This window comes from Candidatus Acidiferrales bacterium (genome assembly GCA_035515795.1).
Classification (GTDB): Bacteria; Bacteroidota; Ignavibacteria; order Kryptoniales; family JAKASW01; genus JAKASW01.
In genome coordinates, this window is the sequence record DATJAY010000030.1 from 72,471 (window position 1) to 87,062 (window position 14,592).

12 protein-coding genes are annotated in these 14,592 nt (G+C 48.6%); 6 read left to right on the top strand and 6 right to left on the bottom strand.

Annotated elements, in window-relative coordinates; all coding sequences use genetic code 11:
• Together VLX91_12660 and VLX91_12665 are read left to right on the top strand one after the other, a co-directional pair.
• Positions 1 to 1,200, top strand: coding sequence for an HDOD domain-containing protein (locus tag VLX91_12660; GenBank protein ID HUI31057.1), 1,200 nt, complete (start codon positions 1 to 3; stop codon positions 1,198 to 1,200).
• Between the two features lie 2 nt (positions 1,201 to 1,202).
• The gene (locus VLX91_12665) at positions 1,203 to 2,429 is read left to right on the top strand and encodes an HD domain-containing phosphohydrolase (GenBank protein HUI31058.1); all 1,227 of its coding nucleotides are present in this window, start codon (positions 1,203 to 1,205) and stop codon (positions 2,427 to 2,429) included.
• 21 nt (positions 2,430 to 2,450) lie between these two features.
• Here the strand turns inward: VLX91_12665 and VLX91_12670 are convergent, their stop codons facing one another.
• The 6 genes from VLX91_12670 to VLX91_12695 form a co-directional block, all read right to left on the bottom strand.
• Positions 2,451 to 3,803, bottom strand: a complete 1,353-nt coding sequence (locus VLX91_12670) for a glutamine synthetase family protein (GenBank protein ID HUI31059.1) — start codon at positions 3,801 to 3,803, stop codon at positions 2,451 to 2,453.
• Positions 3,800 to 4,801 carry a serine/threonine-protein kinase gene (locus VLX91_12675; GenBank protein ID HUI31060.1) on the bottom strand — a complete coding sequence of 334 codons (1,002 nt, stop codon included), beginning with the start codon at positions 4,799 to 4,801 and terminating at the stop codon, positions 3,800 to 3,802. The genes VLX91_12670 and VLX91_12675 overlap by 4 nt, the downstream gene beginning before the upstream one ends.
• Before the next feature lie 324 nt (positions 4,802 to 5,125).
• Positions 5,126 to 6,565, bottom strand: coding sequence for a type I glutamate--ammonia ligase (glnA, locus tag VLX91_12680; protein ID HUI31061.1), 1,440 nt, complete (start codon positions 6,563 to 6,565; stop codon positions 5,126 to 5,128).
• Between the two features lie 170 nt (positions 6,566 to 6,735).
• The gene (locus VLX91_12685; protein HUI31062.1) at positions 6,736 to 7,569 is read right to left on the bottom strand and encodes a PP2C family serine/threonine-protein phosphatase; all 834 of its coding nucleotides are present in this window, start codon (positions 7,567 to 7,569) and stop codon (positions 6,736 to 6,738) included.
• A gap of 85 nt (positions 7,570 to 7,654) precedes the next feature.
• The gene (locus VLX91_12690; GenBank protein HUI31063.1) at positions 7,655 to 9,193 is read right to left on the bottom strand and encodes an APC family permease; all 1,539 of its coding nucleotides are present in this window, start codon (positions 9,191 to 9,193) and stop codon (positions 7,655 to 7,657) included.
• 57 nt (positions 9,194 to 9,250) lie between these two features.
• On the bottom strand, positions 9,251 to 10,348 hold the full coding sequence (locus tag VLX91_12695) for a porin (protein HUI31064.1): 1,098 nt from the start codon (positions 10,346 to 10,348) through the stop codon (positions 9,251 to 9,253).
• Between the two features lie 444 nt (positions 10,349 to 10,792).
• Between VLX91_12695 and lexA the strand changes: the two genes are divergently transcribed.
• The 4 genes from lexA to VLX91_12715 all read left to right on the top strand — a co-directional run.
• Positions 10,793 to 11,419, top strand: coding sequence for a transcriptional repressor LexA (gene lexA, locus VLX91_12700; GenBank protein HUI31065.1), 627 nt, complete (start codon positions 10,793 to 10,795; stop codon positions 11,417 to 11,419).
• A 43-nt stretch (positions 11,420 to 11,462) separates the two neighbouring features.
• Positions 11,463 to 12,095 carry a hypothetical protein gene (locus tag VLX91_12705; protein HUI31066.1) on the top strand — a complete coding sequence of 211 codons (633 nt, stop codon included), beginning with the start codon at positions 11,463 to 11,465 and terminating at the stop codon, positions 12,093 to 12,095.
• A gap of 5 nt (positions 12,096 to 12,100) precedes the next feature.
• Complete coding sequence (locus VLX91_12710) at positions 12,101 to 12,406, top strand: hypothetical protein (GenBank protein HUI31067.1); 306 nt, start codon at positions 12,101 to 12,103, stop codon at positions 12,404 to 12,406.
• A partial coding sequence (locus VLX91_12715) for a DNA polymerase domain-containing protein (protein ID HUI31068.1) occupies positions 12,378 to 14,592 on the top strand: 2,215 nt, incomplete at its 3' end. The genes VLX91_12710 and VLX91_12715, both read left to right, overlap by 29 nt.

The following is a 14,592-nucleotide window of genomic DNA, read 5'->3' on the forward strand; positions in this document are numbered from 1 at the left end:
ATGGGATCTGACAACTACGCAAAACCATTTAGCATACTTGTTCTTGACGATGAAGAAGCCATACTTGCTTCAATAAAAAGCCTGTTTCGCAAATTTCCATATAGACTCCGATTCTTCACATCCATGAATGCCGCGCTGCAACAGCTGAAAGTCGAAGAGGCGGATATCGTTATCTCGGACTTGCGAATGAATGACCGCTACGGGCTGGAGTTCATGAAAGAGGCAGCGAAGATATCACCATCCGCGAGGCGGATTCTGATGAGCGGATATGAGGATAAATCGATTGTGCTGTTGGCACTGTCAAACGGGTTGATAAACCACTTCGTATATAAGCCGTGGGAAGACTCCGAATTCACCCAGCTGATCTCAAAGTGTGTGGAGTCGAAGGCGCGTTCGTCCCTATGGGATCACAAAGGCATTTTGCATGAGTTCGGAGATGTTCCATCGCCGCCCCGGTTTCAGGAGAGATTGAACCAGATGCTCGGCAGCATGAATGCTCCACTATCTAAGATTGTCGAGGAAATAGAAATCAATCCTGCGCTCGTGGCGAAACTCCTTCGCATTGCAAACTCAGTCCATCTTGGAATTCGAAAAAGAGTTACGAGCATAAGGGATGCCGTTCTCTTCATTGGGTTGGAATACGTAGCTTCGGTAGTTACCGCGCTCGAAGCATTCCATTCGTATTCGTCGAGAGTCGCCGAAAGATATGCCGGCCTGGTGGAGGAGATGAGCATAGCTGCAGTTCGTCGTGCCATGATAGCGAAGGAAATTGCTTTAAGGTCACAGGAGATTGAAAACAAATACGCAGCTTATGTTTCTTCGCTTCTGCAGGATATAGGACTCTTTGCGAGGATATGTTTGAAACCTGAAATGTACGACGTATTTTTGAAAACAATCGATCTACTCAACATGACTGCAGGAGAAGCAGAGAGCAAGGTTTTCGCAGATGTTACCCATGAGCGAGTAGGCGCGGCGATCCTTGATAATTGGAATTTCCCGTCGGAAATTGTCGACACGGTGAGAGCACATCATTCACAGACCGCGGAAACTGCCTATGTAAGAATCATTCAGCTCGCGATGCTTTTAGATGGAACCACCGAGGGCTATTCGTACGATGAATCACTGGTCGAGATAGTGCCGGAGTGGCGGCATAAACTAGGTCTAAGGGAAAATAATGCGATTATGAATACAGGAGAATAGAAATGGCGGAGTTTGTAGAAAACCGGAAGGTCCTTTATGTGGAGGACGAGGAGAATCTTTCGTTCGCATTTAAATCACTGATGCGCAACCAGAAAGTTGAGGTTTATATCCTTAATGACTCTACGGTAATTGAAGAGTTTCTTAAGGCGAATGGTCCCTTCGCCGTTGTTCTCTCCGATCAAAGAATGCCTGGCAAGGACGGTGTTGCGGTCTTGCGCGAAGTCGTGAGAACCTCTCCCGACACTATGCGGGTGCTGGTGACCGGCTACGCAGACATGGAAGCCATAAAGGGTGCCGTCAACGTAGGCGGGATTATTCAATATATTTCAAAGCCATGGGACGATAGTCAGGTCCGTTTGATCGTTGCCGATCTCGTATCGCGTTACAACATTGCCATGGAACGCCGGTTTCTCCTCAATGAGTTGAAACTAAAGAATGAGACACTACAACTCCTGCTTGATGGCACAGTTGCAGGAGTCGTCAAGCTTCTGAGTGACGTCAGCGGTTCGATAGGTGATGAGGCGGCTGCCCAGAACGTACGCGTGAATAGACTCGGCCAGGCTATTCTCAAGATGATGGCCGATCTCAACGGGAAAGAGAAATGGGAAGTGAGCCGTGCTCTTGAGTTGTTTAATCTCGGATTAGTACTTCTTCCTCCCGTTGTACGGCTGAGAATAAACAAAGAAGGTATCGGAGTCCTCAACCAGATTCCTGCAGCGAAGAACCATCATCTCATGGCGGCCGAGTTGCTGAAATCAATCCCGCAGTTTGAGAGCGTTGCAAACATAATTTTATTGATGAGAAAGCAGTTTGATGGTGCGGGTGAACCAAACGAAAACAAAATAAAAGGAAAGGATCTTCCTCTTGGTTCACGCATTTTAAAGATACTGCTTGATCTCGACGCGCTGAGCGCGGGCGAATCTAAAGGGGTTGAAATTCTTGGAGAAATGAAAAAGAAAAGCAACGTATATGACGGGGAACTGATAAACCGTTTGCTTGGGTTTGAGCCTGCTCATCCCAGGAAGAGACGCGACATCAGAATGCCTGTGCAATCGTTAAATGTCGGAATGGTTTTACTCGAGGATATTGTGACCCGGAACGGCCAGCATCTATTGTGGAAGAATTCTACCCTGACTGAGACCACGTGCAAACTTCTAAGTCAATGGGATAACATGGACCCGATCGCGTCCCCTGTTTACGTGTTGCTTGACGAAGAGGTGAAACAGTGAAGTCGGATAGCGGTGGCGTTGTCAATAGTTCGGCAAGTACTTATCCAATTCCCAGGGGGTTACTTCTAATCGATAGTCTTCCCACTCAAGACGTTTCGCACTGATAAACCGCTCGAATGTGTGAGCGCCGAGCGCATCTCGAACCACAGCGTCTTTCTCCATCTCGACGATAGCTTCTTCCAGTGAACCTGGAAGAACATCCAGTTTCGATCCGCGCTTCGTGTTTGCTATGAGATAAACATCCTCTTCGGTAGCTTCCGGTATCGGGAGTTCGCGCCTTATTCCATCCAACCCTGCCGCCAGCATCACTGCAAACGCTAAATATGGATTGCAGCTTGGATCGGGGCAGCGAAGTTCGAGTCTCGTCGATTCGTGAGTGTGAGCTCGCGGGATGCGGATGAGAGCCGAACGATTTATGCGACCCCAGCTGATATAAACCGGAGCTTCGTATCCTGCAACCAGTCTCTTGTACGAGTTTGTCAGGGGAGCGAGCACCGCGCACATGCCACGCGCATGGGCTAGCTGACCGGCAATGAAATGTTTAGCAATCTTGGAAAGTCCGTGCGGATCACCCGGATCCGAAAATGCATTTGTCCCATTTGCTTTGTAGGTAAGACTCTGATGAACATGCATTCCACTCCCGCTTATTCCGCGTATCGGCTTGGGCATGAAAGTCGCGTAAAGCCCTTTTTGCCCGACGATGACTTTCACTACCACACGGAATGTGACCGCGTTATCGGCAGTCTTAAGTGCGTTTGAATACCGAAAATCTATTTCATGCTGACCGGTTGCGACTTCGTGGTGCATCGCCTCAGTCTCGATTCCGAATGCTTCAAGAGCCTCCGTGACCTGTCTCCACATGCTCGTCGCAATCATATCGATGGGCTGATCAAAGTAGCTCGCACTGTCTTGCGGTCGTGGCGGGATGATTCCTTCGTCTGCAGAGGGTTTAAGAACAAAAAATTCCAGTTCTGGTCCGGTATTATATATGAACCCCATCTTCTCCGCCTCTGCAAGAACGTGTTTTAAAACAGCCCGAGGATCTCCGAGAAAAGGCTGGCTGTCGGGAGTATAAACGTCGCAAATCAATCGAGCAGTGGTCTCATCCCCGCTCAGCCACGGCAATACTGCAAACGTGGACGTATCAGGAATCAAATACATGTCACTCTCGGCGATGCGGGCGAAACCTTCGATCGAAGAACCATCAAACCATATTCCGTGGTTAAGCGTTGCTTCGAGTTCCCGGGTCGGAATGGTCACGTTTTTTACGGCGCCGCCGACATCGGTAAATTGCAGGTCGATGAAATTGACTCCCCGCTCTTTTACAAGCTGGAGGAGTTGCTCCGGTGTGAAGTTTTTTGGGACTTTGGTCATTTATGAAGTGCCTGAAGGATGAATGCTAATACGATAATGGCGGTAAGCAAAAGTAGAGCCGAGCCAATTGCGATGAAAGTCGGCGAATTCCAGAAGTGAGACCTTTTGCTCATATTACGGTCGAGCACGGAAATATCTACAGATTCAAGATGATCCAAACTGTCAAGCAACGCGTGCATGTCCGGGAAACGATCTTCCGGTTCACGCTGGAGACAGCGAGCTACAAATGCGGCCAGCTGCGGTGTTACTCCAGCCTGTACTTTGTCAAGTCTCGGGATGGCGCCTTTTAGATGTTGCGCCATGACAGCCAGATTATTATCGCCCGTGTATGGTGGAGCACCGGTCAGTAATTCAAACGCCATTATTCCAAGTGCATAAATATCTGTTCTTTGATCGCCGCGATGACCTTCGATTTGTTCCGGTGCCATATAATCAGGAGTGCCGGCGGCGCTGCTCAAATTTGCATAAGTTACCCGGTGCGCGCCCTTGGTTAAGGCGAGTCCGAAATCCAGTATGACAGGTTGGCCATCCGAAGTAATGAGAATATTTTCCGGTTTGAGATCTCTATGAATGATGCCATGGTCGTGGCAGTGCGCAAGTCCATCGGCTATTTTACGAATTAGCTCAACCGAGTCATTAAGTGAAAGAGGTGCTCTATTCTTGATGAGATCGCGCATTGACTCGCCGTCGATTAGCTCAGTGACAAGATACGGAGTGTTGTTGTATGTCCCCGATCCGCATCCCTTCTGAATCGCCGGATGGTTAAGTGTCCGCATAACCTCCAGTTCCCGCTGGAAACGCTCGTATTGGGCCGGATCGCCGATCGACATGCTGTCCGGAATTTTTAATACCACCTCTTTCCCGCTTAGTAAATCGTAAGCACGGTAGATGTCGCTCATGCCGCCTTTCGCAACGTGTGCGCGTATTTGGAAGTGATCGAACTGATCGCCTATTTGAAGCATCGATTGTCCTGACAAAATAGTTTTTGCAAGTCCCATAATTTTACTTCATATCGAAAGAATATTAATAGCACCTATTAGCCCTGGCGACGTTGTTGCAGTAGATTTGCCGCATAAATTTTGTCGTATAATTCTAATAAAGATTACTATGAAAAACAACCTTCACTCCTCCGGCGGTCGAGAACGGTATCTTCATATTTCAACGAGAATCTCTCCTTCTATTTTGAAAAAGTGGGAAGTTCTCGCTGAAGACCACACTCGTCTTGTTATCTCTCAGCAGTCATTCGTCCCAGGGCTCTCGTCTTTGCCATCAGAGAGGCTGCTGTTCAGGCAGCCTCAGCTCATGGCTTCGAGAATTGAATATTAAATGTCGTAGTAAAGCATGAACTCGTGTGGATGTGGACGCAGCGCTACTTGTTTGACTTCGTTGGTCATCTTGTAGTCGATCCACAATCCAATGAGGTCCTCCGTGAACACATCGCCGCGCAGCAAGAATTCATGGTCAAGCTCGAGGGCTCTAAGAGATTCTTCGAGCGAGCCGGGAGTAGATGGAACATTTTGAAGCTCTTCCGGATCCAAGTCGTAAATATCCTTGTCGAGCGGATCACCGGGATCAATTTTGTTGATAATCCCGTCAAGGCCTGCCATGAGAAGCGCCGGGAAAGCCAGATAAGGATTAGTCGACGGATCGGGAACGCGGAATTCTAATCGTTTCGCCTTAGGGTTTTGTGAATACATGGGTATTCTAACTGCGGCCGATCTATTGCGCTGGCTGTACGCTAAATTGACCGGTGCTTCGAAACCCGGCGCAAGGCGATGGTATGAATTTGTAGTTGGGTTCGTGATTGCGCATAAAGCAGAAGCGTGTTTCAATAACCCGCCGATATAATGCAGCGCCAACTCGCTCAGGTTTGCATAACCGTCTCCATAAAACAACGGCTTTCCACCTTTCCAGAGACTCTGGTGGACGTGCATGCCGGAGCCGTTGTCGCCGAAGAGAGGTTTCGGCATGAATGTCACCGTCTTTCCATATTTAGTGGCGACATTCTTCGCAATGTATTTGTAGGTGATCAGATTGTCGGCCATGCTCAACAACGGAGCGAAGCGCATGTCGATTTCTGTTTGACCTGCGGTGGCAACTTCGTGGTGGTGCACCTCGACGGTTATTCCGACTTTCTCCATCGTCAGGACCATTTCGGATCTTATGTCTTGCAGGCTGTCGATGGGAGCTACGGGAAAATATCCTTCTTTTGTCCTTGGACGGTATCCGAGATTTTGCTTGTCGTTTCGTCCACTGTTCCATACTCCTTCTTCGGAATCTACCTCGTAGAATCCTTTGTTCGTAGTTTGCTCAAACCTGGCATTATCAAAAATGAAGAATTCCGCCTCAGGTCCAAAGTACGCGACATCGGCTACGCCTGTCGATTTGAGATAAGCTTCGGCCTTATGTGCAACATATCGCGGATCACGGCGGTAAGGTTCGCCTGTCACCGGATCCTTTACGTCGCAAACGATGCTGACGGTCTTATGCAATGCAAATGGATCCACGAAATATCTTTTTGCATCGGGTATCAGCACCATATCGCTTTCTTGGATGTGCTGAAAGCCGCGAATACTGGAACCGTCAAATCCAACTCCTTCATCGAAAGAGTTTTCAGTTAGTTCCCTCGGCAGAATTGAAAAATGCTGCCATTGTCCAGGTATGTCTGTGAATTTCAAATCGACGATTTCAATGCCGTTGTCTTTGACAAACTTTAAGAGTTTGTCGATTTCGGTACTGCTCGTTTTTGTAATTGTCTCCATCGTTTTCTCCTGTGGTTGATGGTTTTGTGATATTTATTCGAACTGCTTGTAGCCTCGGAAATCTCTTCGATGCCGGATCTGTTCTGTCCGTGGTCAAGTTCTCGACAAAAATCTTGACAGTCGAGATGAATTTTTTTTTTGACAAAACCGTCAGGCGATTCGTTGTTCGTTCATCTGCCGGTGAGGCGGAACAGTCTCTGCAGCGACCATGGTCGTTTCCCAGCTTCCGTTTCCTTATAAGTTGCCAGATTATTAAGTCGAAGCGCAATTATGGACAAGTTGTCGTCGCTTTCGCGCTCCATCGCTAAGTCGAAGATTCGCTGGCTGAGGCGTTCCACGCTCTTTGACTCTTTAGAGAATCGACCAAATTCTTCGTCCTCGATTACGGACCAGATGCCGTCGGTGCAGAGTATAATAGTATCTCCGTTTTCCACGGGAACTTGGAAAATGTCCGGTTGAACAAAGAGATTTAGCCCAAGGCATTTTTCCAAAATGGAACGTTGACTGTGAGTACGGACCTTTTCCGGTGCCAGTACCCGCATTCTAACTAACTCGCCTACTCGGGTATGGTCATTCGTCAATAATGTTGCCTTGCTGCCTCGGACTAGATACGCACGGCTGTCGCCGACGTGGCCGATATAAATTTTCTTGCCGATTATGTTTGCCGTGGTCAATGTGGTTCCCATGCGGCCTGCGGCCATTCTTTGGGCAGTCTGGTATACACTTAAGTTCGCGTTTTGAATGCTCACGCGGAACTTTTGCAGGGTTGGCACGCCGTTGGCTGCATAGAAAGTCTCGAAGAAAGTTTGAAGCGCCAGAGAACTTGCGACTCCGCCGTGGGCATATCCTCCCATGCCGTCTGCGATACCGTATAGGTGACCTGAAGTTGCCGATAATTTATCGTTTGGGTCACAGAGCCGAACGGCATCCTGGTTGTCTCGGCGCACTTTTCCCACATGACTAAGACTGTGCGACTCTATCTCTACTGCATCAGTTGCCGTCATTGATCTCCCTTGTACAAAATGAAATGGCAAGAGGCCATCGGTCGGATGGTCTCTTGCCTCGACTAATGCTAAAGATTTCAACTACCTACTTCGCATTTATTTGTTGGTTCATGACATTAACAGGAGGTATGATGTGCACACCGCTCCTGCGGCTGTTCCATACTAAATAAAGCACGCTCAGAACTCCCCACCCGCCTGTTATATAGAGGGCAATCTTTGTCGCATCCTGAGATACGCCGGGCGTGCCGAGTCCGATCCAAACGACAGCGACCAGCATTGCGATGTTGCCGAGTAAACCCAAGAAGGGAACTACCGCGTGTCTAATCCCATGGAATTCATTGCGGCCGACAAATGTAACAAATGTAAACATGCAGATGAGTCCATAAAGAATGAACGTCCCGATGTTGGAAGCCAGCGTTATTGCGGTAAGAGCCGTGACATTCAAGACTCCGATAGCGCCGATAACGGCGGCTACTGCTACCAGTATCCATACACCGATATAAGGAGTTGCGAACCTTCCGTGCAAAGCTCCTAGCGGCCCGGGCATTTCCTTGTCCTGTGCCATGGCGAAGCTGATCCGCACGCCTGTATTCATTGCAGCGAGCGTGGTGCCCAAGACTGCAAGCGCAACCGTGATTGCTACGACGATCATCAACATGAATCCGTTTCCTCCCAGCATCGCATCGCCGATAAGGCGGGTGAGGTCGCCTATCGGTGCTCCGGATGCAGCGGCGGCATCCATTCCATAGAGCCTGGATCCATCCGAACCGACATATACCAGCTTTTCACAGATCGCATAGTTCGCTGCAAAGTATTCAAACAAGTAAGCGAATAGACCCTGTATGACCAAGGCAAGAATTACCGCCCGCGGAATATGTTTCTTCGGGTTGATTGCTTCGCCGGCTAATGAAGTCGACGACTCAAATCCGACCAGGATCAGGATGGCAATTGTGGACTGGAATAACATTGCCGAAAAATTGTGTGGAAGCACAACAGAGGGCCCACTTGAGTATGCCCAATTAGTTGCATGGAGCGGATTTGTAACACGGAACATAATTGCCAGAGCGCTGAATCCGATCAGCGAGACCAGCTGAACGACGTTGATCGCTATCGCTACATTTGTTGAGCCGGTTATACCCCGGACTGCTATGAAACCGACAATGACTGCAAAAACAACTGCGACTGTGATCTGCAGAGGGATTGAAAGGTTCATGTTGAAAGAGCCGAAGATGTACGTGACTAGAACCGACATCATAGCTACCATCACTCCCGTGTAGACCCAGTAAAACAGGTGAGCAGCCCAGCCGGTCATGAACTTAGCAATCCGTGCAAAGCGTTGATGGGAAGCTTTCTCTCTGTCAAGGAATCCCTTCTCGGCGAAGTAATAAGATCCACCGGCTCCGGCTTCGGGATAACGCTTGGCGAGTTCTGAGAATGAGAACGCAGTTAGGAAAGCGACGATGAGGGCGGCGAAAATTCCGCTCCACATATCAGTTGCACCGCCGTTATTGGACGCCTGGACCTGGTATGTGATCCACAAAAATGCGCCCGGTGCGATCAGCGCCATTGCATTTACTGTCACGCCCGTCAGGCCGAGCGTCTTCTTCATTGTTGTTTCTGCCATAGCTTCTTCTCCTGTTGTTGATATTATTGTTTGTTAATTAAACTCTGATTCCTTTCATTAGAATGATGTTACTACGCCGACAGTTAGCGTCGGTTGAGATGATCGTATTCCCAGCGCACTCGTGAATGCTTTTCCGTTTACAAAATCATCGCGGCCTTCGATTCGTATGAGAAGAGGGTCGAACGGATGATACTCATATGTCAAAGTGTATTCTTGAAATGTAGCCTTCGGGACTGTGGCCGTGGTATAACCCTCTGGGTCGTAATACACTTCTTCGCGCAGAGCCAAAGCAGACTTTGAGGCAAATGCGCAACGCTCGTATAAGGCGACTCCCTTCCACAGTGCGAGACCAAGCGTAGTTCCGGCCTGACCGTAGTCTGCATTAACTGCCACTTGAAATGCATCGGACAATTGCTGAGTTATGATGAAATCGTATACATCCCTTGCACCATTTTCACTGCCGAGAAATCCCGTGGGCGTGAGGTTCTCATGGCCCCACATGCCGTTGAAGACAAGGTCGGTACTTGAAGTAGGAGAGTAATTCAAGGTTGCACCGATGGAAAGGAACTTGTTATTGTCTATGACGGAATTCCATCCATTTACGATGTGGAGTGCTGCAGTTAAGTTGCTCAACACAGGATATGTGAAGCGGATACCTGTGTGGTAATATGGAATGGCAAATGTAAACAGGTACGACCGGCTGTAGTTCCAGTTGCCTTGTGACACGATCACCTCATTTCCCATATGGGTTACAAACTTTCCAACGTCCACTGTCAGTCCGGCGCCAACGGGGACAACAACCGTACCATAAGCCTGCATCACGTTTGCAAGTGAGGGACTGGGAGTCCCGAATGATGAAGCAGTGTTAACCCAGTCGCTCGTCGTGCCGAAGCCAAGTTCTACTTTGAAGCCGACAGGTTGCGCCTGTTTCTGGACGGTCAAGTCCGCAAGTCCCAAAGTAATTTGATTCTCGTAGATGTCGAAGTTCCTGAGCCCATTTTGGTGGTTCGACGGATCGTTGAAGTTTCTGGTGTAGTAAGCATCGATGAATGCATTCCAGGTTATGGGGCTCGTCGCCGTCGAATCAGCTGCGAGCGAAGATTTTGATATCAGTGCAAGGGCGGCAAGTAGAATGTACAGTCGGTTTCTGTTCATAAGGTTCCTTCGGTTTTTGTTGGGTTTGCTTTTTGGCTCATTTCGTTGATTAAATATTGTTAGGTAAACATGGTCAAAATCAATAAAAGATAAACTTTAATCTCGTAAGAACAATAATAAATAAAGACTTTATCGGCTTTTTGTCAAGTGGCTTTTTCTGGGAAAACAGATTTTTCTTATTTATTTAAGTTTGGATCGATCTTTTTTTGTCTTTTCTTATTTATTTAGCATCTTGGCAGCTCTGTCCTCGTAATTTCTTTAGGGAGAGCACTAGGATGATGCCTTTGGAAAGGCGAATGAATAGATGCTAATTTGCAAAACATATCGTGAAAGGGAATCGCTCTTCGGGAACCCCACCTTTAGGTTGTGTAATCCGATGGGATAAATAATCACTTGACTTCAAATTCCTTATACCCTACATTTGTAGGGTACGGAGAAATGGCCATGAAAAACGAGAATATCTCAGGAGAACAAGGGAAGGCGTTGGAGTTCGTTAAGCGTTTTATGAAGATGAACGGATATGCGCCTTCCTTTCGGGAGATCGGAGAATATCTCGGGGTCTCGGTCGGCACTGTTCAGGATCATATCGATGCGTTGGTAAGGAAGAGATTCTTAAAGAAGGATCCGGATCGCTCCCGTTCACTTCAATTAGTTGAGGAAGAAAACCGCATCCCGATTTACGCCTTTGTCAAAGCAGGTTCACCGGGTGTTGCAGATGAAGAGCCTGTGGATCACCTGACAATTGAGGGAACGCTTGGTCTGAAGTCCGGAGATAGGGGAATGCTGGTGAAAGGCGATAGCATGGTCGACGCCGGTATAACGAACGGCTCAATCGTGTTCTACCGGAAAACGGATTTCGTAAATGAGAATGCCATAGTCATTGCACGTGTCGGCGGCGGTCCGGTCGTCAAGCGCTTCAGCAGATCAGGCGGAAGAATTGTTTTGAAGTCTGAGAACCCAAACTACAAGCCTATAGTTGTCGATAAGAAAGATGACGATTTCGAAATACTCGGAAAAGTCGTAAGCGTCGTGAAGAACTACGAGAAAAATAAACGGAAACAGGTGAATTAAATGCCTGTTCTCTGTACCATCCTTTGGGGAATTTGTTCGGACAATGAATATCACTGCTGAAACACATCTCGACAACCGTACCATGACGACCGAGCTCTCGAACACTATTGGTAAATTTGTGCCGGGCAAGACTGTTCTTCTCTACGGCTCGTCTTTAGTCTATTATACTTCGCTCGTCATCATTAAAGAGATACTGTGCAGGCTTCCGATCGTTGCGGTCGTTGACGGCGCGAACAGATACGATGCCTACGGACTTGCCCGCCTCACAGGAATAGACGGCATGAATCCTATCGATGCATTGAACAGGGTATTCGTGTCGAGGATCTTCACGGCGTTTCAGGCCGATGGAGTGATAATGCGCGGAGTCGAGCCGTTCCTTAATGAATCAAACGCAAGAGTTCTGATAGTTCTCGGTCTCCTTCATACTTTTTATGACGATCAGATTTCAGTAAGAGAAGCTGAAAGGAGCCTTGCGAGAATAAGCGAGAAGTTCGACTCGTTCAAAAAGAGAGGCATATCCATTCTTCTTGCATCGGAGGACCTTACGCCGAGCCAGAAACAGCGGCAGGATTTCCCGCTCAGGTTAAAATCAATGGCGGACGATATCTACGAAGTTAGTTCAGATTCTCCGCCGAATATTGTTTGGAACAAGCGAATGATACCGCTTCTGAGGTAAACACCATGGGACGCACTGCACCGACATTTACACTGCTCACCCAAGAGTATGAATCGAGATGGAGAAAATTCAGGGCGGCACTGAGAAAAGAAGATCAGGATGTATTCGACGAACTCTTTCAAGCCCCGAAGATTCATCTTGCTGCCTGTGCTTACGCGATGAACCCTTTCCCGTTTGAGAATATTCTCATGGCAATGCTCTTAGAAGAACATAAGAAGATCGTTGCGCTTGAAAGAGCAATTAAGGAGATTACGCATGTAGATCAGGAACTGGATAGCAAAGATGCAGACAATACGCGGATGGTTGTTTGATCTTTATCCTTCCGGAAGGGGAATTACGCTCTGGCTGATCGATGAGGCGGGTAAGAAAACGCAAGCCTACACTCCCTTCATTCCGAAGTTTTACATGCACGTCAAGAGGAACGATCGAGCCAAAGTCGAGCGAACGGCGGCGAAGCTGCACTGTCTTGTGTCCAAAGAATGGGTTTACAAAAAGGAAATCTATTCCGGCAAGGATTTGCCCGTTCTCGAAATCCTTGTCCCGGATACATTGAACTTCAAGAAAATAGTCCGCGTCTTCGAATCGGAATTCTCTTATAACGTTTTCAACAATTCGGACCTTACACCGGTACAAATGTTTCTCTTTGAGAACAGGCTATTCCCGCTTGCATTTGGAGAATATTTCCTGGAGGATGACAACAAGCTGGCATCCGTCCGGCTCCTCGACCGCTCTGATACCATCGACTTTGTGCTTCCGCCGCTGAGCGTAATGACGCTGCGCCCGATAAACTCCGAGGTCGCGCCGAAATACCAGGGAATTTTGAATTTAGAAGCCGCTTACGACGGCCGGACTTACGAAATATTGGCCGATACTGCAGAGGATCTCCTTTATCGGATAAATGAACACCTGCGGCGAAGCGATCCCGATATCATCGTCACCAGCTACGGCGATGACATGCTGCTTCCGTGGCTCGTCGGCCTGTCGCAGAAAACGAAAATCCCGATCGAGCTCAACCGCGATAAATCCGCTTCGTACAGGACGACAAATGAATCGACCTACTGGACGTACGGACAGATCGTGCACAGGTCGGGCGCGTTTATGCTCTCAGGAAGATGGCACATAGATGCGGAGAACTCGTTCATCGTCGGCGAGTCGGATTTAGACGGACTGTTCGAACTGTCGCGCATCACGCAGATACCCGCGCAGGAACAGGGACGCGCGACGATCGGGACTGGGTTGTCCTCTATGCAGCTTTCATGGGCGTACCGGAACAATATCTTAATTCCCGCGAAGAAGCAGGAATGGGAAAAATTCAAATCGAGCTGGGAGCTCCTTCTTGCGGACAGGGGCGGGCTCATCTATTTACCTATCATGGGCTACCACGAACAGGTTGCCGAGCTCGACTTCACATCGATGTTCCCGGCGATAATGCAGATACATAATGTCTCGCCTGAGACCGTAAATTGCACTTGCTGCGAGAACGATTCCGTGCCGGAGCTTCATTACACTATCTGCGAGAAGCGGAGCGGAATAATACCGGAGACGATCGGTGAAGTCTTGAGAAGGCGGGCGGAATACAAGAAGAGAGAGAAGAGTGCGGCGGACGAATCGAAGAGAAAAGAATACCACAAGCGGCAGGTCGCATTGAAATGGATGTTGGTGACCACCTTCGGTTATCTTGGTTACAAGAACGCGCGGTTCGGCAAGATAGAAGCGCATGAATCGGTCAACGCGTTTGCGAGAAGAGATTTACTTCGCGCGAAGAAGCTTGCAGAGGACAGGGGCTTCTCGGTCATACACGGAATAGTCGATTGTCTGTTCTTGAAGAAGGAGAGTGCGACCGAACAAGATTACGAACGGCTCTGCGATGTAATCACCGAGGAGATAGGAATCCATATCTCGCTCGAAGGAATCTATAAATGGATACTCTTTCCCGCTTCGAGGACGAGTCCGGAGATTCCGACCGCAAACAGGTATATCGGCGCATACACGGACGGCGAGATAAAGGTCCGCGGCCTTGATGTAAGACGCGGGGACATACCGCTCTTTGTGAGAAAAGTGCAGGGCGAAGTGATAGAATTAATGTCGAAAGCGTCGGGGATCGATGAGCTCAAGACTCTTTTTCCCGCGATCATGGAGATAGTGAAGGCACATCTCGAAGTTCTGCAGAGCGGCAGGGTTCCGCCGATCGAACTCGTAGTTCGCCGCACGATTTCAAAAGAAGCGGACGAGTACGAGAACAGGAGCATGCAGGCCATCGTGGCACAGACGATGAAGGAAGCGGGTGTACCGTTGAAACCGGGTGAGACGGCGGAATATATAATCATCGACGCGACGGGAAAGAAAAACCCTGAAAAGGCAAAGCCCTTCGTCCTCTACCGGTCGGAAGACGGATACGATGTCGATAAATATACCGAGCTTACGTTGAAATCTATAGAAGTTCTCCTTGAGCCGCTCGGATATACGCGCGAAGAAATATCGTCATTCGCGCAACCAT